This window comes from Legionella geestiana, from assembly GCF_004571195.1.
Taxonomy (GTDB): domain Bacteria; phylum Pseudomonadota; class Gammaproteobacteria; order Legionellales; family Legionellaceae; genus Legionella_B; species Legionella_B geestiana.
Map to the genome: position 1 here is coordinate 1,009,946 of NZ_CP038271.1, position 21,014 is coordinate 1,030,959.

A 21,014-nucleotide genomic window follows, 5' to 3' on the forward strand; every position below is an offset into this window, starting at 1 on the left:
TTGAAATACCGCGCTCAGCAGACGGAGGCACACATGCCTGTTGCACGATTAAAAGCTCTTGTGGCGGATGACGTTGAAGCCGTTGACCGACTCATTGTTGACCGAATTCAATCTCAGGTTGGCCTCATTGACGATTTATCGAACCATATCGTTCAAAGCGGTGGAAAGCGCCTGCGACCGCTGCTGGTATTGCTCGCGAGCCGCGCCTGTGGGTATCAGGGAGATGACCACATCACCCTCGCGGCAATGGTAGAGTTTTTCCACACGGCTACACTGCTGCATGATGATGTGGTGGATGAATCCACCCTGAGGCGCGGTCGAGAAACGGCCAACACCATCTGGGGCAGCAAGGCAAGTATTCTCGTGGGGGATTATCTCTTTACGCAATCCGTGCAGCTTATGGTCAGTACGCAGCATCTAAAAATTTTGAAAATGATGGCAGACACGTCACATGAAATCAGCTGTGGGGAAGTGCGCCAGCTCTCCAACCGTCACAACCATGCCCTGACACTCGCTGAATATTTTGATGTTATCCGCTCTAAAACGGCACTGCTCTTTGCGGCCTGCACCAGCATCGGCGCATTGCTTGCAGAAATGGACGACAAGAATGTGCAGTCTTTGTATCAGTATGGCCTGCACCTTGGCAATGCCTTCCAGCTCATTGACGATGCGCTTGATTACTGCTCTTCAAGCGAAACGCTTGGCAAAAACGTTGGCGATGACCTCGCCGATGGCAAGGCCACCCTGCCGCTTTTGCATGCGCTGCGCGAAGGCAGTGAAGCCCAGCGGGCGTGTATCCGCAAAAGTCTCGAGGAGGGCAGCCTTGAATATCTGCCACAGATTTTAGAGGCCCTGCGCGATACCCGCGCCATTGAATACACCCGCGAAATTGCAGCCAGTGAAGTGGATAAATCACTTTCAGCATTGCAATCACTCCCTGATTCAGTGTATAAAGAGGCCCTTGCAGACCTGGCGCGCTTCGCACTTGAAAGAAGCCATTAGCCACTGCAAATCATGTGTGTCGGAGTGTAGCTCAGCCTGGTAGAGCACTGCCTTCGGGAGGCAGGGGTCGCAAGTTCGATTCTTGTCACTCCGACCAATTAAATCAACATATTACAAGTCCCAAATTTCTGACCCTTCCCATTTTTAACCCAGACATGCCCTATTCAGATGTTTTGACCTGTGTACGGGACATTTTTTCCGCGCCGGGGGATTTACGTGTATTTTTGTACCGTGACCAGGATGAATCGTTCCATGCGTTGGCTCCATGCCACATCCCGAATGGGTCCCCGCCTGCGCGGGGAAGACAGTGTGGGAGAGATTTTGGCCTCCGCACACACCCCGAATCCGGTCATTCCGCGCAGGCAGGGAACCCATCCATGTGCCGGCATGGGGCTAACTCCAGCATGAGCTCTGGGAAGACAACGATTTTTTGTCCCGTATACAGATTAAACTGTTAAAATTAAAACAGCCAAATAATCATGATTTTTCTTATCACATACTACAAACCATCAGTCATAAAAAATACGCTGATACTGACATTAAAAGCTGGGCAACATGGGTAAAAAAGCGCAAATGTGGTGGCATTATAGAACGAAGGCATGCCTATGGATAATACATTCCCTCACCAGCTCAAAAATTCAGTGATCCATTGACCGAATTATTAAGGAATGAAGCTCTCCATATGATCACTGTTGGGGATTCTTCCAAAGAAGCCCTGAAGGTATTGTTCTGCTGCTGACGAGTGGGGAATCTAATAATCTATTTCCCCATCGCCAGCATTATCCCATCAGCGAGCAGCGGGCTTCGGCTGATCTTCTCCATGTGCATTGTTTTCCTGTTTTCTGTCAAAGAACGATGGTCTGAGATGGCGAAGCTCTTTCCTGATAACCGCTTTTCTTTCCTCACTGACCGTTGATGCCTTGACTGGCCCCTGGCGCAGCTTTTCTACCCGTTCCCTTGCTGCTGCAAGCCTTGTTTTGACATCGGGGGGCAGAATCAGTTCTGCTGGAACCACCGGTTTTGCCGCATTTTGTGAGGGCAGGGCTGCCGTGTGTAAGGCCAGTTTGCGTGCCTGTTGCCTGGTAAAATACAACTCGTTACGCAGCATGACGGCATTATAGCGCTTATTTTCTTCATCATATTGCACAAAAACAGGATCTGAAATAATTGTGCTGTCGAGGCCTTCAGCAGACAGATCAAGCCCTGTTTTTTGATAGATGATATAAATAGGTCGCCCCAGCATCTTTGTCAGAGCAACTATTTTAAGGTAGTCAGCCGGTGCATTTTCTTTAGTGGTTACCAATGGATTGGCTGTTATAAAAGCCTCTGTCAGCCCGGCCAGGCTTTCTGCCGATTGATCCACATAATGTGCAACCGCCTCAAACAAACCGTTGCCCGGCCCCTGGTGGGGGATGATTTCCGCGCTGTCATCATAGAGACGCTGAGAATACAGAGCCCAGGCATGGAGCGAATTCAAATCAGGATGCTGAATGGAAACATTGCGTATCTGATATTTGAGATCAGCATACATAGCGCCTGCTTTTTGGCAGGCAGACAATTTATCTTCCTTGCCAGAAGCCTTGTCCAGCATTGCGGTAATCTCTGCAAACTGTCTTTTGAGATTGGCAAGGATGAGTTCTATCCGCTTTTGTTCAACACCGGATGCGGCCTGATAAACGGCATACAAGGTGCGAATCGCAAACCAGATATTTTGTATGACAGGTAATTTTTCATACACGGTTTGAGCAGCCTGAAAATATTTCCCTCGTTGTAATACCTCCATAACGCCATGCAAAATGGTGTCTTCATGCATATAGAACAATTGCTGCCATTTACCGCCATAAAAATGCTCCATCAGCAATTTATAAAAAATATAGAGGCGATCCTCTCCAACCGGTCTGCTATCGCTGGTCATCATATGGTCTATGAACTGATGGATATAAGGGAGGTTGAAAAAAGCGGAGCTTACCTTGCGGGCCAGGCTGAACACATCCGTCGTTTCTGCTGCAAAAAGATAAAGCGATAACAGCATTTGCACCCCGGTAAAACTGTCGGTTGCATGATGGACTACGTTATTGACCCGGTGCAGTCCTTTGGCAAAAGGCGCCTGTTCCAGCCAGGCCTCCATCGACAGTTTGGTGTTTGCTTTTTTGTAGCAGTGTTCCAGATAAAAATCGGTCAGGGTCGACAGGAGTTTTGCGCCTATGACTACGTTGTTAAATCGATTCAGATAGCTGTGGGCGGCATGCACAAAATCGTCATTGCTGCCTGTTTGCAGCAGATTAACGAATGCGTCAGCATGATCAGGGCTAAAGCCAGCCGTTTCCCGTAGATATTTGCCTGGATCGTAATCTTTTAACAGATTTTCGCTTATCTTCATGTTAACCAGGGACGTAATATGGGCAAGGCATTGGGAAATCCGTTTACGCTGCTTTTTGCTTAAATCAAGACGGGTTTTGATTTGTTTATCCAGGGCGGTAAGAAGGAAATCTGCTGCCAGATGGCCGTAGCCAAGCAGCTCAAGGTTACGTCGAGTGCCCTCTGTCTGTTTGTTGTAAATCTGGCTGGCGATTCGTTTCGCATCATGGCTTTGCAGCAGATCATGCATAATCAGCTGCTTATCAATCAAGTCCAGCCGCTGCGGGTTCACTTTCTCCGCAAGCGCTTTCTTTTTCTCCGGGTCGCTTTCCGCATCCATCTGTTGTTGAAAGGCCTTCAACAGCGCTTGCTCTTCCTGCAGGCCGACTATCTGCAGGCTGCGTTCTATATGAAGATTCAGCCATTTATCGGTTTGCAGCTGGTCGTTGCCGCCGGGCAGTGCGAGGAGAATGGCAACCTGAGTATACTGATTGGCACGTTCTTCCATCAGGAGGAGCCAATCGCGCAGATAGTAAATTCTTTGTTCGGGGTTGGCCAGTGATTGCAGATCGGCATAAGAAGCCTGTAGGTCTGCTGTATCACTACCTGACCTGGCTTCAAAATAACGAGCTATGCACTGCGCGTCTTTCAGCAGCACGCTGGCTTCCTGATTCTGCGGATCGCGTGCCAGCAGGGCCGTCATGCTTTGAACCGCGAGGTCAGGGCAGGATTCACCCAGAACGGTTTGCGCAAGTGCTATCATAATTTTGCCATATTTGTCCGGGTCCTGAACCAACTCGGCCAAATCCGCCGCCTTGCCATGCAGGGTGCCGAGCTCATCCTTCGTTGTATCGGAATGGATGCCGTCCAGAATATAAGCGATGACTTGCGCCAGCATGTCATCACGATGGGGGACGCTGGTGCCAACCCCCTTCATCTTCTCATGTAATTCCTGACCGCACTGTGGGTTACCCATGATGGCTGTTGCTACAGGCAGAATCTCTCCATTAAAATCCCCGGCCAATTGTTCAAACTGTCGCTGAAATTCATCGCTATCGACCAGCTTTTCCTTAAACTGCATGGACAATTCGATAAATGCTTCATGAAAAAGGGCGTTTTTCGTATTGTACGTGCTGATGTCTCTGACCAGACTGACTTTGTTATCCACCTGGGCCCGCCCCTGTTGCCCGGCCGCAATCTGAGCCTCTACATGCGGGCGATTTTCATCATCCTCCGCCATGCAGGCCAGCAGATTCTGGTGAGTCTGAATACTCTCATCCAGTGATTTTTTATAGTCATTCGCTAATAACAGCAGATCATCCAGCGGCAATTGCTTGCTCTGATACTTTTGCAGGGCCTCATCAAAGGCATCGGTTGCTTTGTTAACATACCCAACGCTTCGATTGGTTGCGACCAGTGTACAGGTGTATTTGTATAGGTCTTTTGCTGAATGTTGTTTTTTTTCGTTGTCAGCAATCAGATTTTCATAATATTTTTTGTCTTTATGATCGTCGGGTAAGTCATTATAAAGCTCTTTGTACTTGTCCTTTGTACGGGACAAAAAACTTGAAGTAGCTCATTGATTAATAGACAATCCCTGCGTTTCTGTTCAAGGAAAAGGCATGGAGTCATGGAAATCAACGAGCTGAGCGGTATATTAAACGGATATTTTAGTTGGAACAAGGCAAGAATGACCTGTTTCGCCTGTATGCTGGTATCATTGTTCAAAGTAAGAACGGTCAATTTAAGCGAACTGGCCTGTGGCTTTGAAAGCGAGGCAACAATAGAATCGCGCTACAAGCGTATCAAGCGATTTTTCAGGGAATTCACAATATGCTTCACCGCTCTGGCCGGATGGGTGATGACTTTTTTTGATTTTGACCAGACGCCGTTGTATCTCAGCATAGACAGAACAAATTGGCAGTGGGGCAAGCAGGATATCAATATATTAATGCTGTCTATTGCCTACAAAGGGATAGCCATCCCTCTCATGTGGGATTTGCTGCCCAAGCGCGGGAACAGTAATACCACAGAGCGTATAGCCTTACTTAAGCGTTTTATAGAGCAGTTTGGCAAAGAAAGAGTTGCCTGTCTGCTGGCTGACCGAGAGTTTGTTGGAAACGAATGGTTCTCATGGTTGCGTAGTGAAGGGATCTCATTTTGCATTCGAATCAAAAGCAACACTCAAACCAGCAACAGCTTGGGGCTTGACGTTAATGTGGATGCTCTTTTCTACGATCTGAAGCCTGGTGAACAACGAAAACTGAGGGGTGAGCGCAGGCTTTGGAAGCAAAAAGTCTGGTTGAGCGCGCTCCGGCTTACAGATGGTGAATTACTTATTGTTGCAACAGATAAAGAAGTTGATTCACCTATCGAATTGTATGGCCGGCGCTGGGAAATAGAAACCCTGTTTTCCTGCCTGAAATCGCGCGGCTTTAACTTTGAGGACACGCATATTACAAAGCCGGAGCGTATTTCGAAGCTGATAGCACTTTTAAGCATCGGCTTTTGTTGGGCTTATAAAGTAGGTGAATGGCGCAACGAGCAAAAAGCGATCAAAATGAAAAAACATGGTAGAAAAGAGGTCAGTATTTTTCGTTATGGTCTTGATTTTCTACGTGATGCGGCTCTCAATGCAAAGCAGAATATCTTGAGTTTAATTGGTCAGGTGATGGCCTTCTTGAGCATCGAGGCACCGACCGAGGCGTTGATATGATTTTTTGTCCCGTACAGAGGTACTTGTCAATGATTTCCTGAAGCTTTTTAATATACTGGTTTGTTACATGGCACAGGTCTTTGCTGTGAATTTTACCATTGAGATAATCGTCATGCTTTTGGTTTAATTGCCCGGCAATCTCCTGCAGCTCCTGATACGCTTCATAGAGGCCGAGTTGCGCGAGCATCGCGTCAACGCCTTCATCCATGTTGTGTAAGTCAGGAAGAAATTTTTTGATATATTCCCTTGTTTGCTTACGCGGGGCATGCTCACTGTGTGACGTTTGATGGATGACGGAGCCTTTACCATCGCCATGATCAACAAATTTGTCATGATGATTCTCAATAAAATCAGCCAGTTTTTCTCTGATGTGCGGCGGTAGCGGCGCATTGCTGGCCAACAGCTTTTCCAGGTCCTCCAGTGACAGGCTTGTGGTTTTGGCTACGTCGAGTTTGACATGCCTGTCATAGGCAAGACTGATGTATTTTTTTAGCATCATGTCGCTGTGATGATCCGCCCGGGCGAGCGCCTGCTGCGCATTTTTAAGCAGGGTAGTTATGTTGGGTGCATTTTCAGGGGCATCCAGCAAAGCCTGCAGTGCGTCGCAGGCTTCATTAAAAATCTGCTGGGTCTCCTGCATTTCTTCGCCGACAAAGCGGCACTGCTTTTTAATGCGCTTCATTTGTTTCTTAAAGCGCTTGCGCTGATAATACCAGCTCACGCCCAATACCAGGCCGCCTAAAACAGCCGCACCGCCCAACAGAGCGAGACTGCTTAATTTAAATCCGGTAACCGTCACGCCTCCAACAACACTGAAACCTTCCTGATTCCCCCTGATATCAAAGTGAAAGCGGGCGCCGCTGGCTGGATTTTTGGGTGTTGGCAAGATGGCCTGCTGTTGTTCTTTCAGCGTGCTTTTGGGATTGCAGCTTTTACGAATTTTATCGCGTAATTCGCTGACATATTTTAAATCATACTGCGGTTGTGAAGATGTCAGGCTGCCTGATGCGGTCATTGTGTCCATGGAGGAAGATGAGGTCGGTATGGACGTTTGCGGTGCCGGGGGACGCAGCGTTTCGCTGATAATATCCCGCTTTGGATTCGGTTGTCTGCTCGTACCGGGCAGACGTAAATCCTGGCTCAGTTTTTTGAGGTTGCTGAGCGCCTGCCAGGCTGTACGCGGGCTTTCTGTGCCCAAGGGTTGCCCGGGTAACTTTGCTTCACCATACAGGGTATCCTGCCAGGACTGCACCCAATCAGCTATTCCTTTAGCGCCTTTTATCCAGAACCATGCTTCATTGCCTTCATGGACAAGCAAGAGTGCGCCCGGCCCCATGTCTCTGAGTTTATCTGCCTTTATCCCGGCACAAGGCCCCCATGGGTTGCCATGGTGAATCAGATTGTATTCAGCCTGTTCTTTGGTCGGTTGGTTAAAATCGCCTGGTTCCAGTTCGCGTCTGGCGGCTTCACATTTGTCAGGAACGCTGGCGATGGCATCAATACCAGCACTTAACGCCTTGGCTCCTGATATCCAGAAAGCGGCTTCCTGATACTCCGGGTTGAGCAGCATCGCACTCGCTCCGAGCCCGGCCAGTATTTCAGGCTTGAGTTTCCAGGGGCTGCCATGATGAGCCAAATGATGATCGGCTTCGGACGGTGTCATCGGGACGAAATCATCCGGTGTTAAAAGAGCCCATGTTTCTTCATGGCTTTTATCCATACTCAGCAGGCATTTTGCTGTCACATCAATTCCGGCGGTGATCGTGTCCATGATAAAATTCACGCCAGTACCCACCGCTCTTAATCCCTTTTCAAGCAGCCACGATTCAGCAAAATCATGATGAAACAATAAAGCCTGAGGTCCCATTTGCTGCAATATTTCTTCTTTTATCCCGTGACAAGGTCCCCATGGATTGCGAAAATGAATCAGATTTTCATCAGCCTCTCCTGGCGTGGGATGATTAAAGTCTTCTGGTCTGAGCTTGTCCCAGGCGGTTTTGAAAGTCGCTTCCTGATCGGGTGTGTAGGCAAAAAGGGACGCTGCTGCCAAAAGCGTGGCTGCTGCCGGGTTGATTGAATAAAGCCGTGACCACGCAGACAGATGTGCAGAAACCGTTGTAAACGCAATAGCCGCGGCGGCACTGTTATGAAAAAGCCAGCCATGTTCTTTCAGGTACTCATGGCGATGGCGGGCATGAAGCCAGGCCGTAGTGCTGGCAACAAATTTAAGCGTTTTCTCGCAAAAATTAAAAATCTGTCTGCTGGTAAATGGAAATGGGCGACGCTGCGCCTGAGATTGTTGGGCGAAATCCTGAGTAAGAGGAACTGTTTCAGGTCGGACTGAACTGGTCTGTGCTGTGGCTGTTGTAGTTCTGCCACGATTCAAAAGCTTCTCTCGAACCGAAGCCGCTGATTTTGGTACGGCAAATAAATCCGGTTTGCGTTTGGTGGCTACTGGGAGCAGGACAGCTTGTTTTATGCTGATTTCAGCTTGTACGTACTTCCGCAATGCCTGGGAAAAGGCCGGTGCGATTTCTTCGCACAAGGTCTCAGAACAGGCAAGGGCCTGTAACCCGTGTGCAACACGCTCGGCGCAAAAGCGTTCAGCCTGATATCCCGCCGGTGATTTAAAAAGGATTCTGGCAATCTCTTTTCTTGGTTTGTCGTAGGCTGCCCGATTTTTCGTATGATTATGATAATCCCGACAATACCCTTCACGCATGGATTTTGCGTCTGCAGCATTCCTGGTAAACAGTTCGGAAGATTTATCCGGTGCATGGCCCAATTCCAGACAGGCATGTGCAACCTCATGTACCATCGATGAAACATTGCAGTTTTTTAAAGTACCAAGATGTATTTCCATCGTTCCGTCCGCCTTGGGAATACATAGGCCGCTAAGGCCTGGTGCAACGTGTTGCCTGTCAAAGGCAATAATAGTTATGGTGCCAGACTGATTAAGCCGTTTTCCATACTGCATCATCTTGTGAACAGTCGAGGAGTTCCAGTTTATCGCTTCACCCTGCACCAAGGCTTCGCGCATTTTTGCGAGGGCGACTTCATTTTCTGCATAAATTCTGTAGCCTTCTATTTCAACCAGCAGAAATTTGGAAACATCAGTCTGCATTAATATAAATGGATTGTTTGTATCGGGCATAGTAGGGTTGCCTTTAAAAATAATTGTTTTGCGCGATTGTCAGAAGTGTTACCGTATTCAGGTTTACAGCTTCATCTGCAACTCATCAGGTTCCTGGTCGTAAAGCGTCACCGTTCCTTCCTGCGTCATGGTTTTTAACATGGCTTTCCAGGTTTTTCCTGCGGGTAAATTCAGAGCAACATAATGATTATTGCCTTCATAACCGACGAAAACTGGCGGATTAGTATCGGACAGGTATTTGTCGCCCTGGAGGATGACCTGCTTTGTGTTGGCATGAACGATAGCGCAACAGATTTTTTGTGTTTCACAGAATGCCTGGATGTGAATGTCATCCACGTAACAGCGATCCATAGAGATTAGAGCGCAGAATTCTTCATATCCTTTGTAAGAGTAAACGTCATCCCCTATGTCCATTGTTCCTTCTTCAGGATATTCTCCACAGAAAGCGGGTGAATAGATGCCGTCGTTATTAATTAGCTCCAGCGCAATTTCATTGCGCAGGTTTTCTACGGTCCATGCCTTGGCAGGAGATTGGGCTATGACCGCGTCAAAAAAACAGTTTCCAGCGGTAAAAGGCACTTTTCTGTCCTGCAAACCGAAAGCATATTTAAAAAGCGTAGCCTGGTCGGGTTTTCTGGAAAAAAATCCATGGGTTTGAGCTGTAGTGGCTTCCGCAGGATTTTTAGATGTTTTTTGGTAATCTTCCGTGGCTTTTTTATAATAGGCAACGATCTGGTTATAATCATCGCTCAGTGTTTTATAAAGTTTGACAGCAAAGGCTTTTACAGCTGGGTTATTCGACTTTTGCATGCTGGACACGAAGCCGAGGGTATTATGCAGTTTCAGAATTTTTTCATGTTGTTTTGTCAGGTTCTCATATAGACAGAACACACTGTTTTCATCATGTTCACCGAGCAATTCCAGGGTTTTCTCGTAGAGCAGAAGATAATCGACCTTGAGTCTGGTAAATTTGTTTTTGAAGCTGATGAGCTGCAATTTGAGCAGCTTGTTCTCTTCGCTTAACAGGGTCACCTCATTTTGTGCCTGGGTAAGCCTGCCATCCATTTCCTGCATTTTTGCGATTGCTTTGTCGCACGCGAGGATGAAGGCATCATGCCCATAACATCGTGCAACTCTGCGAAAATAACCGTCCCCGGTTTGGGCTCCCTGCATAATAAGGTACACGGCGACATCCGATGCACCATATTCTGCCGCATAGTCCAGCATCGTCCAGTTTTTTCTGCTGCGAATATGGCTGTCGCTTTCATTCGACGTCGTCACCATCTTGTATCCACCGGCAATCGTCGTGAAAATAGCCAGCGGAGGCATAAGGATCACGCCTACTATCGAGGCGCCCCCCCAGCCCAGCGTTTTTCCAATACCAGCAGATACATGGTAAAACGTTTGAGAATCATCAAAGGGATTGGGTGCATTGAGAATATCTGGGTGCTTTAGTAACTTCCTGCAAACGTAAGCAAGATTGTTGTTTGCAGCTTCCCAATAATATTTTAATTTTACAGCCATGTGATGAGTGCTCCGGTTTGAACTAGAAAAAGTGGTTTAAAAAAATCGCGATTGTATATTTAATACCCATGCCGGTCAATATAATGTTTGCAGTGTGGCTGCAAATTAGAAATGTACCCGTTGGACAAAATAGAAGTTATTGTAAATTCTGGTGTATGAACAAAATATCATCAGGATATGCCGTTACTTATTATTTGACGAACGCTTACAAAGCGCCTGGCAATATTTCCAAAGCTTATGAGCACATGAGCAAAGCCGTGCGCCTATCGCCGGCTTCATTTGCTGTAGCCCGTGATAAGTTGAAAACACTGCTTGATAAGACCAATTGCAGGGCAAAAGCATGAGCGCTCACAAAATATCATTTAGTAACTTTTGCGCACAATCAGGTTGCTGATAAGCGTAAAACCCCAGCTATCCCAGTATCGGTATAGCGAGGCTACGCTCAAAGATGGTTTTAATAGAGTGGAGAATATTCCAACCCTGTTTCCTTACGGTGCTGATAAACCCACGAATACGAGCGAATGTTTCAGCGCCTGTTAACGTTTTAAAGCCGCAGCCATCTTGCAGCCGCCTCCGCGGTATCCTCTGGTCTGGTATTGAAAGCAATTGCGGCCGCAGGGGCTGCTTGATGTACGAGGTTGATGATTTTTTCAAATAACAAGAGGCCCTTTGGCGGCAGTCGAATACCTGCACCAATCACCACGCAATCATACTGCGCCGATGTCAATTGCTTCTCCAACAGGGATAATCCGCTGTCATCAGGTGTTATCATACAGTCTTCAGCCTGCCATCCAGAAGCGGTCAATCCGGCAATGCCGGCAGCAATCCCGCGATGGACTTTCTCAGCGGTTAATCCCATTGGCAGAGACGGGTCAGAAAAATCGACTGTTTCCGGTTTTTGGCCGACAAATAATACACGCTTCAATGAAGTCACTCCTTTGAGATGCTATCGTCACTATATTGTTCACGCATTTTGCAATTATGGCACATTTTAGCGAGGTGCCGCGAGATGGCGCCCTTTCTCAGTCCTGATAAAAATAGCGTTTGAGTTTATGGTCAATCCGTTGCAAAATCTAAAATGGGCTCTTAATAAACTGATACATGGAAAAGTATGGTTCAGACAGCCGCGCATGTTCATCACTTTTTTACCGCATTCGTTCGTATACTTCTGAGTTTGCTGTTCACACTATGCGCAACAGAGGGACTGGCAGAGACAATGCGCGTAACCACGCCCTCTAAAGCCATTATGAATACCAGCCTGACAGCCCCTTATCGGGAAGAAAATCAGGCGCTTAACATTGTTAACACTGTCATTGAGACCCCTTTTTTACAACCTAAAACGCAGTTTAACAACACGATTACGTTTATCTCTGCACATTTTCGTGAAAAGGTTGGCTTTAATCTTGCCGTCTTCATGAAAGAATTCACCATTAACAATGTCACTTTTGATAAAATCTTTAATGCAGGATGGGCAATTTTTAACGGAAAAATCAGCATATTTGATGCGCGATTCAAGGATAGCGTCAGTTTTTTCTACTGCATTTTTGCGCAACCTGAAAAATTCTTCCATATTGCCGCTGAAAAAGAAGCGACCTTTCAGCGTTCGATATTTAACGCCGCCTTCGAGCTTTCGCATTCCACCTTTCTTGGAGATACCTCGTTTTACGGTGTCCATTTCGAGCACAGAGCACTCTTTCGTCTGGATGAGTTTGCTAAAGGCGTTGATTTTTCCTATGCCCGATTTGACAATGGCGTTGCATTTTTAGACAGCATCTTCAGCGGCGTCACTAATTTTTCCAACGCCGTGTTTCATGGCAAGGTTTCTTTCAACCGCAGCCTTATATCGGGAGTGGTTGATTTTTCAGACGTAACGATTGCCGATGGTGAGATTGATTTAACGCAGCTTGAAAAGAAAAATGACCAGCAGCTCATTAAAATTAATCTGGCGGGCGCTGCAATTGATAAAATCAACTTTTATTACACGGATTTTGAGCTGTATTTTCCAGACAATATCCCAGCGACTGAACGCCTGCTCGTCTATAAGTCCCTGCTGAATAATTTTCAACGCCGAGGTTATACGTCAAGCTATGAACGGTTGTACCCTGAATATGTAGCATACAGCTATCAGGCAAAGGGGCAGAATTTTTTTAACATCGTTCAGAAATACTGGTGGAATTATGGGGTCAATAAAGAAAGGGTCTTTCACTGGGTGGCTTTTTTTCTGGTGCTTTTTACCCTTATCAATGCTCTGTTCTTTTCGTCTCTCCTTAAAAAATACTGCTCAGTTCCTTTTCTGGATAAGGCCGTCAGAGACTACAGCGTCATTTCAAATCCTGTAACACGCTACATTTATTACTTACCAGGCGCATTTGTGTTTACCGTAATTTTGTTTTTTGGCGGCTTCCTGCGCATGGGCATTTCCATCAAGGATTTTACCAGTAACAACATGCTGGTTAATTTGTATTTGATGCTGATTATCTCCATAGGCACTATTTGCATACTGTTTATCTTCAAATACCTTATGAATTAACAGCAATTAAGTGCATTTTAAATGTTTTGGGGGAAAGTGAGATTGGGGTGCCGGCTTTGCGACAAATTCGTGCACAACGCCTTAAATCTTGCTTTTCGGTGAAAAGTGGTGAATGGTTACATCAATTAGAGCGATAATTATGACACAGACATGGGTAGCCAAAACACGGTATAAGAAATTTTTAGTAAAAACCATTTATCTCTGGATTGCACTTTTTTTAGCGTCCATTCTCATGCTTATTGCCCTTTTTATTGCATACAATTCGCTTCAAAAAGAAAGAGACTCCTTCCAAAGAGAAGCAACTCTTTTTAAGCTGGTTTCTGATTTTCAGACGCAATTTAACCTTTCAACCGTGCACATACGCAGTTTTTTAATCACGGGGCAGCCGCTTTTTTTCGCAGATTATCTGCGGGCGGTAAATGCTTTAAAATCACTGAACAATGCCTTTGCACTCTTCGAAGACTTACACGCAAAATCCGAAGAAATGGCGCTTTTAAACCGCGCAAAACGCAAAGCCGAAAACATACGTGTTATCGAAACACATGCATTGAAACTGCTGGCAACGGCGTATACGGTGAATGCACGTTTATTAACAGACGAAGTTAATTCCTACAGCCTGAGTGCAGAGGATATGGCGCGCACGCCCGAAGACAAGCTGCGCATCGCACAGGATTTAGTGTTTGGCGCCGATTATCTGCGCGCAAACGCTGGCGTTATCTCGCTGCTTAACGCATTCCAAAGCACTCTGTACAACCGAATAAACACCCAGACGATTATCGAGACAAACATCACAGACAGGGCGCTCTTGCTGTTAACGTGCCTGCTAATTGCGCAAATTTTTGTTATCGCTTCCATCATCTGGTTACGTGCCATATCCATGCGAAAATACATCAACCGTTTAGAATAGGGCATGTGTGAGGGTAAAACAGAAGACACTCGCATCATGGAGGGGGTTGCCGTGGTACAGTCTCACCGGGAAATGGCACACGTGCTTGGCCTTCGTGACCATCCATCCTTTTTTGCTCCCTCGAACGAAGGCTATCTGACGCGGCTGGCCTGCAGAAGCAGCAGACGCCGCTTTGCTCGGCTAACCGATGGAGGGACACTTCGTATTCGCGCGGTTGACGATGTATCGAGCCATGCCATTGTTGAAGCTCTGCAAGCATTAACGCATGGCGACTACGCATCTTACATAGCCGACTGGTGCCACTTGAGCCCCTTCTCCCGCGAAAACTTTGGCACTGGACACTGCATCACGTTTCATATGGTACGTGATAATCATCAGGTGCATTTTGTGTATGTTAACCGTGGTGAACCTGCCGACAGCCTCGCCTGTTTTGAAGAACAGCGCCGCGTGCGCGTGTATACGGTAGACATTAAAAAAGCAGACGCTTTTGCAAAAATCATGGCTCGCGCCTTCCAGTCAGGCTTTAAGGCGATTGGGCGTTTTTTAGTTAACAATCACCATGAGATAAACGAAGAGGCAACTTTTTCACTGGCCAAGTCGCCGCAAAAAGTGGGCAACTGCAGCTTTGCCAATACCAACATCAGCTGGCACATTGCACTGGCATCAACGCTCATGAAAAATAATCCTCAAAAGCACTTTGTCGAAGCGATGCTCGAGAGCCGTCCCCAATACCATGCCTTGAGGATGCTCGATCGCGTGCATGCCATTGCCTGGATGCTCGAGCATCCGGCGCACTTCGCCTCGTCTCGTTTTTTTAGGTACAACTATTTTCAGGCCCTGCAGCACATTGGCCATAAAAAACCGGTGTCTGCAGACGCGCATATCCACGCGCTCATTGACCATACCGAGCGGCGCGGGCTTTTGCAGGCGCTGACACGCCCTTTACTGCACGCTGATGTGTTTAAACGCCTGCAGTCCTCTATGCGCATGACTTCCAAGGCCAGTCACCAATCGCTTAAAGAAACGTTTTTGACCGTACTCAGCACGATTGACGCTCTTTTAGCATCCGCCCTGCCAAAGCTTTCTCTGATAGAGCAAACGTGGCTTGCAAGCCATGATCCGCGCCTTTTACATTATATGGATGCGGCCGTCCAACAGCACCTGACTCAAATAGATGTGCGCTTCAGGTTCTACACCATTGCCCTTATACCCGTTTTCCCGCTCGCAGCCACGCCGAGTTACCGGATGGAAGCCACACCTGCAACGAGAATTCGAGATTATCTCTGGGCGCTCAGAACGCTCGCTGTTGCTGAAAGGCATCAGGAGTTCCATGATACCCTCACGCGTCTTTGTTTCTTTTGCGCCGACAGACATACTGGACTCTTTGGCAGGCGTTATATCCTTAATCGCCGAAACGTTACACTGCTCCTCCATGCCCTTTTCGACCCTGCCGAAGACTATCAGCCTGTTATCGCACAGCTTCAGTTCACCCATCCAAAGGAGTTAGTGGCGTATATTCACGCAACCCTGGCACGTGAAAATCCCGAAAGGCGTCGCTCAGCATACAATCGTGCATGCGTTGCGGCATTTTGAGCGCGTATTGATCATAATTCTGTCAAATGATACAATTCCTTGATTTTTTGGGGGACAGGTATGCCTGATTTACAAAATAATCGACCCGCCGCGCGGAAGTTTCCGGCTCAAATTATTCATGAAACCCTGGCCTTAAAAACGAGGCTCTCAACACTCACCGAATCCACAGAACGCTTTTACGGCGAGCTGACGCGTAAGCTGGTCGCCCTGGCTGCAGCATTTGATAATAATTGCGGATATCCTACTTTTCTACATCCGCTTGCAATGGAGTTTGTGGCGCTGAATCAACGGTTACAGATGCTCTCAGACATCACGGATGAAAAAATGCAGTTGCTACAGGATACACGCTCGAGACGTACCTTTATCCGCACGGGTCACATGAAGCGATGGATTGAATCCGAGGTTCCTGAGCACGCCATCCAGATGCTGCTGCGACAGCTCGGATTGCAGTTCAAATTCATGTCAAATACGCTGCAAAATGTTTTAGACAACCTGCGTTACTCACCAGGCCATGATGGAGTAGGCGGCACCTATCAGGCTTTTACGCTCACTCGCCCCATCGCCCTCCCGCTGCTTACCCCGCTGATTGATGCTCAGGCGGTAACTGAATCGGTACCAGAAATGGCGACAAGCGATTTACCCGAATCCATAAAACGCCATCAAGCGCGCTTTCTGGAAAATTTTTCCTTCTTCAAAAGAGAAGCAGAAAGCCTTGCGGCAGTAGACAAAGACCTTTCACGAAAACTGCTTGCTGATATACGCCGTGAACGCGCGGAGCCACAGAGCCACAGCATTTAAGTCGGTTGTGGTTTTCTAGTAAATTATTGTTTTTAAAAGACTTTAATAGGCTGGATTGAGTGCCGCGAAGCCCGGCATCGGTTATCGTCATTGGCCGGACGTTTTATCAAACATCCTGTCCCGCGCTTATCAGCGCAGGCTACATCATTTTACTTTTAAAACAATAACTTACGGGTAGGCTGGGTTGAGCGTAGCGAAGCCTGGCATGCGATATCACCGTTGGCCGGATGTTTTATCAAGCATCCTGTCCCGCGCTTATCAGCGCAGGCTACGGGATTTTATTGATAAAACAACTACTTACAGGTAGGCTGGGTTGAGCGTAGCGAAGCCTGGCATGCGATATCACCGTTGACCGGACGTTTTATCAAACATCCTGTCCCGCGCTTATCAGCGCAGGCTGAGGCATTTTACTTTTAAAACAATAAATTACGGGTAGGCTGGGTTGAGCGCAGCGAAGCCTGGCATTGGGTGTGACTGTTGGCTGGATGTTTGTTCAGGCATCTGTCCCGCGCTTATCAGCGCAGGCTATATATGGACCCATTTGTTTTATCAAGACAGTATCATAAGGAGGCTCACGGCTTTACCAATTCCAGAATGCGCCGGCTTGCCGAGAAACGCCCGCCAAAGCGGCGAAGACCGTCTTCCCGCATGGCGGCGGCATTTTCCTTGAAATAATGCTCAAGGCTGTCACGGTTTTGCAGACGATAGTGAACCGTAAAGGCATGCTGAGGCGCGTTAAGAGCGACCTCCTCTTTAAAGACTTCCGCCGACTGAAACCCCGGAAATTGCAGCATGAGCCGCACGTGCTCCTGCAACCACGCCACATATTCCTCAAGAATGTCGGCATCTACCGAAAGATTGACCTCATAAATAATCGTCATATCCGTTTACGGCGCAATAGCCCGTCCCTCTGCAGCCCCCTCAGGCAATCCACTGACACCGCCTGGGCAGAAGGTCACCTGATAGCTGGTGTAAAGATTCACGTCACCATCCTTTGTGCAGGAAAAGGAGCTTGAAGGGTCGTCATAGGTATAGGCATAAGCTGTCGGACAGGCATTTTTAATCCAGGCAACGGCCTGCTCCGGCGTATAACTGCCTGCAGGCGCTGGAATGGTTGTTCCAGTGCTTCCGGTCCAGTCGGTGTTCATGCCGTCGCATACACGCGCCGGCTGCGTATTACTCCAGTTAACACACCCACAGCATTTCGCAACATCATTATTGACCGGAGTCTGGTAACAGGAGTTCAGAGCACCCGTGCTGCTGACAGCGGGACAGCCAATCAGCGCATACCAGGAAAGATAGGTATTGCCTGGGAAAATGACCTGATTCGGTATGGTGCCATAGTTTGAAGCGGCACTTTGACCCGGAATCTGAATATTCAAGCCGTATTTTGTGAACTCATTCACACTGCCCCAGGTGGCATTATTAGTTCCAAGAACCGTGTAAGCGGCATAGACATCGAGCGTATTAAAGCCAAGAAATGCGCCAAGACGTCGGTTGATGGGAGTTTTGCCGGTGAAGTCTGTCGATGTAGGCCCCTGGTTCCACGCCATGCCACAAAGTGACGGAAGCGAAGAAGACGAGCAGCCATCATCGGCCCCGGGCGTTACCCAGTAAAAATCATTTACACTGCCGGCAGCTGGAAGCGTGCTTGAAGGGTCGTAATTCCAGGAACAGTTTCCAAGACTACTGTTAGAAGCCGGTTGCATCAAAGCCCCTGCTGCAGAACAGTTGTATACCGTGGACGCGGTATTACCGGTCAAAGGCCCAAATCCCTTCACTTCTACGGGCACGGTCATACCGTTGATGGCCGACACATCGTAGATTCCATCGGTACCGGGGGCTGGATTCAGATTAGCCTCGAACTTCGTGAAAGGCGACTGTGGCTGCACCAGTGAGCCGGTTGAATTACAGGTGCCGGAGTTGGTAAGTGTCGTGCAGGTTCCGGTGGCGCAGTTTAACTGCCCGTCTTGCAGTACGCAGCCCGTACGCGGCCAGAAAGCGCCATTCTGATAACTCGCCACACTCAAATCAATGACAGACGGCGGCTGACCCGTTACCTGAGCCGGTAAATGATAGGCAGAAGGCGTCGCGCCACTGCTTGGGTCGGGACTCAGGCAATTCGGGCCCGGGCAGTTGGCGCCGGTTCCGTTGGCTATCCCGTACCAGACATCAAATTTACACTGATTCACAAAAAGAATATGGTGCGTGGGTTGCTGGTTACTGGCCACAGTGGCACTGGTTGTACCCGTCGTTTCTACTCCGCCAGCAGGCGTGACACGGGCCGTTACCGTCATGGGCCCCACGGCATTGGGAATTACAGACGCCATAACCGTACAGGTCTCTCCGGGCGAAAGCGTCTGGTTTGAACACTTGTCATACGTACCGTTGATGGTGGTTACGGTCGCGGCCGGTGTCGTGTTTGAAGTCACGCTCACCACTCCAAGGCCTACGTTGTCGCTGGCACAGGTGTTGGTGATGCCAAACTGTACAACGTTATCTGCATACCGGTAGGTATTAACCGGCAGTGGCAGTAGCGTCTGTACAGAGACAGTGGTGCACTGGCCACCGGATGATTCAATGCTAAAGGTCTTCGAGGGCGTCGTCGCCTGCGCCTGCTCACAGCTCACCTGTGCATTCAGCGTCACGTTGGGCGTTGGTTTTAAGCTGGTCAGTTGCGCATAGAGAAAACAGTGCTCGCCTGGAGCGAGTGTAACGGGGTTTGCCGTGCTGCCGCAGGTATCAGGCTGTGGCACGTTATTCACGACCGTAGCCGCCGATGCCGGCGTCAGGCTAAAAACCTCCGCACCGGCACTGTTACCGCCCTTACAACCCGTCAGAGGCGTATTACCGGTGTTGACAAAATCAGCAACAACCTGTGGCGACTGATTGTCAAAGAAGGTGGAGGGAAAGGGGTTCGGTGCAGAAATCACCCCCGAAAGCCCCACCTGTGGCTCTTCACCAGCAGCACGCGCCACAAGCTCTGGCAGAGGAATGCGGTTATTATGGTACCCATAGGTCAGTTGAAAGCGTGCTTCACCGGCTTTAACAGGATTAAAACGCACCAGAACGCGGCATTGCTGTCCGGGATTTAGCGTTACCCCATTACAGCCATCCTGCACCAGAAGTGCATCACTATTTTTACGGATTTGCGTCAGCATAACCGCCGCCCCCGGTAAATGGCTGACCAGGGTATAGGTCACGATGGACTGGCCATCAACAGGCGTTGTCGGAAAACCACTGGACGGCGTCAGTGACCACGATACCGGATCGCTCGCGGCAAAACCGTTGAAAGACGAGAGCATGGCGCAGACGGCCAGGCAGTTTCTGATGTGCTTGTGCATCGCTGACCCCTGTTTAATCGATGAGGCGGGTTATGCCAAATAAAATGGTGTTTGTAGAAAGCGTTCCGGCACGCAGCGATTCACCCGACCAGGTGGACTGCCCTTTCCCGGACGCAAAATCACCGAAGGATTCATACTCGTAACCGGCGGATACGAGCCAGTTCGCGTGCTCGAAAAAATCAAGGCCCGCACCGGCATGCCATGCGAACTGCGTGGCGTTTCTGTCGGCAAAGGCCGGAGAAATGCGTGGGGTAACGCCGGCATTCGCGGTTTCACGAAAAGACGCGGCACGGTTAAACGACGCACCAAGACCGCCACTGGCGTAGGGGGAAATCCCATGGGTTCCCATAAAGTTGAGTTTGGCATCGGCAGTCAGTGCGAGTGCGGAAAGCTTCCAGCGGTAGTGGTAATTTTCAAACTGCGAAAGACTGTACTGAGTAATGGTGCCACCGATATCGGCAGGGAAGACATACTGCAGCCGCCCGCCGAGGGAATAGTCACGAATCCAGCGATGCGTGGTGGCAAAACGCCGCCCCGCAGCAAGCCCTACCGAGCCAGTGGTGTTTGAACGGGTGGAATAGGTATCGACGTTTTGCGGGAAGGGATACTCAGAACCGTTCTGCACGCGCAGGCTGTCGAGCCCGGAGGGAAAATTAGCGCCCCCGAAAACCTGTATAAAAAAAGGATTTTGCGGTGACGATAGAGCCTCTTTATGCGATTCTGCAACGGCAGGCGTATGCGGCGTGTGTTTCGCCAAAGGAGCCTGCGAGAGGCCTGCGAGTGTTGCAACCGGCCCGATGGTGACTACAAAAAGCGCGCCCTTCTGGTGGATGCTGGCAGGATACCCCTGCTTTTGCAGAGATGCCTGCATGCGTTTCGCATTCTGGCGGCTGGCATAGGAGCCAATGTGTACGGTATAAGGTGCCGGTGCGCTGGCGCGGGTTTTAGGAATGTTTTCAAGCCCCCAGATGTGGGTTCCTGCAACCCCCTCGCCCGCCATTAACAACCATGCGCTGCCTGCGAGCATTGTCAGTCTGTTCATGATAATCCATATCAAAAATGCGAAAGTCCTCATGCACGCGACTGTC

Annotated in this window: 14 protein-coding genes and 1 tRNA gene; 8 read left to right on the forward strand and 7 right to left on the reverse strand. The window is 48.7% G+C overall.

Going from position 1 to position 21,014, the window contains the following annotated elements:
• Window positions 1-33: 33 nt before the first annotated feature.
• Both E4T54_RS04455 and E4T54_RS04460 read left to right on the forward strand, forming a co-directional pair.
• Complete coding sequence (locus E4T54_RS04455) at window positions 34-1,002, forward strand: polyprenyl synthetase family protein (RefSeq protein ID WP_028386129.1); 969 nt, start codon at window positions 34-36, stop codon at window positions 1,000-1,002.
• A 20-nt stretch (window positions 1,003-1,022) separates the two neighbouring features.
• Window positions 1,023-1,099, forward strand: a tRNA-Pro gene (locus tag E4T54_RS04460).
• A gap of 690 nt (window positions 1,100-1,789) precedes the next feature.
• Here the strand turns inward: E4T54_RS04460 and E4T54_RS04465 are convergent.
• Entirely contained in the window at window positions 1,790-4,921 is a 3,132-nt protein-coding gene (locus E4T54_RS04465; protein WP_028386130.1) for a hypothetical protein, read from the reverse strand.
• A gap of 69 nt (window positions 4,922-4,990) precedes the next feature.
• Between E4T54_RS04465 and E4T54_RS04470 the strand changes: the two genes are divergently transcribed.
• Window positions 4,991-6,076: an IS4 family transposase gene (locus tag E4T54_RS04470; protein WP_115152790.1), complete on the forward strand. Its 1,086-nt coding sequence runs from the start codon at window positions 4,991-4,993 to the stop codon at window positions 6,074-6,076.
• Here E4T54_RS04470 and E4T54_RS04475 read toward each other — a convergent pair.
• Window positions 5,991-9,230, reverse strand: a complete 3,240-nt coding sequence (locus E4T54_RS04475; RefSeq protein ID WP_028385912.1) for a hypothetical protein — start codon at window positions 9,228-9,230, stop codon at window positions 5,991-5,993. The genes E4T54_RS04470 and E4T54_RS04475 overlap by 86 nt on opposite strands.
• Before the next feature lie 63 nt (window positions 9,231-9,293).
• Window positions 9,294-10,754: a hypothetical protein gene (locus E4T54_RS04480; protein ID WP_028385913.1), complete on the reverse strand. Its 1,461-nt coding sequence runs from the start codon at window positions 10,752-10,754 to the stop codon at window positions 9,294-9,296.
• Between the two features lie 68 nt (window positions 10,755-10,822).
• Here E4T54_RS04480 and E4T54_RS04485 point away from each other — a divergent pair, with 68 nt between their 5' ends.
• A complete protein-coding gene (locus E4T54_RS04485; RefSeq protein WP_135100394.1) occupies window positions 10,823-11,098 on the forward strand; it encodes a hypothetical protein in 276 nt (91 codons plus the stop codon).
• Between the two features lie 200 nt (window positions 11,099-11,298).
• Here the strand turns inward: E4T54_RS04485 and E4T54_RS04490 are convergent, their stop codons facing one another.
• Window positions 11,299-11,679, reverse strand: a complete 381-nt coding sequence (locus tag E4T54_RS04490) for a hypothetical protein (RefSeq protein ID WP_028385915.1) — start codon at window positions 11,677-11,679, stop codon at window positions 11,299-11,301.
• A 291-nt stretch (window positions 11,680-11,970) separates the two neighbouring features.
• Here E4T54_RS04490 and E4T54_RS04495 point away from each other — a divergent pair, with 291 nt between their 5' ends.
• The 4 genes from E4T54_RS04495 to E4T54_RS04510 all read left to right on the forward strand — a co-directional run bounded on the left by E4T54_RS04495 (window position 11,971) and on the right by E4T54_RS04510 (window position 16,582).
• On the forward strand, window positions 11,971-13,284 hold the full coding sequence (locus E4T54_RS04495) for a pentapeptide repeat-containing protein (RefSeq protein ID WP_162150882.1): 1,314 nt from the start codon (window positions 11,971-11,973) through the stop codon (window positions 13,282-13,284).
• A gap of 139 nt (window positions 13,285-13,423) precedes the next feature.
• Entirely contained in the window at window positions 13,424-14,191 is a 768-nt protein-coding gene (locus E4T54_RS04500; protein WP_028385917.1) for a hypothetical protein, read from the forward strand.
• Window positions 14,192-14,242: 51 nt separating this feature from the next.
• The gene (locus E4T54_RS04505; protein WP_167755235.1) at window positions 14,243-15,784 is read left to right on the forward strand and encodes a hypothetical protein; all 1,542 of its coding nucleotides are present in this window, start codon (window positions 14,243-14,245) and stop codon (window positions 15,782-15,784) included.
• Between the two features lie 60 nt (window positions 15,785-15,844).
• Window positions 15,845-16,582: a hypothetical protein gene (locus E4T54_RS04510; protein ID WP_028385919.1), complete on the forward strand. Its 738-nt coding sequence runs from the start codon at window positions 15,845-15,847 to the stop codon at window positions 16,580-16,582.
• 572 nt (window positions 16,583-17,154) lie between these two features.
• Here E4T54_RS04510 and E4T54_RS04515 read toward each other — a convergent pair.
• Genes E4T54_RS04515 through E4T54_RS04525 form a run of 3 tightly spaced genes read right to left on the reverse strand, consistent with a single transcriptional unit; the run spans window position 17,155 to window position 20,968 of the window.
• The gene (locus E4T54_RS04515) at window positions 17,155-17,463 is read right to left on the reverse strand and encodes a DUF4286 family protein (protein WP_028385920.1); all 309 of its coding nucleotides are present in this window, start codon (window positions 17,461-17,463) and stop codon (window positions 17,155-17,157) included.
• Between the two features lie 6 nt (window positions 17,464-17,469).
• Entirely contained in the window at window positions 17,470-19,926 is a 2,457-nt protein-coding gene (locus E4T54_RS04520; RefSeq protein WP_028385921.1) for a thaumatin family protein, read from the reverse strand.
• A 13-nt stretch (window positions 19,927-19,939) separates the two neighbouring features.
• Entirely contained in the window at window positions 19,940-20,968 is a 1,029-nt protein-coding gene (locus E4T54_RS04525) for an SPOR domain-containing protein (RefSeq protein WP_058387065.1), read from the reverse strand.
• Window positions 20,969-21,014 lie beyond the last annotated feature (46 nt).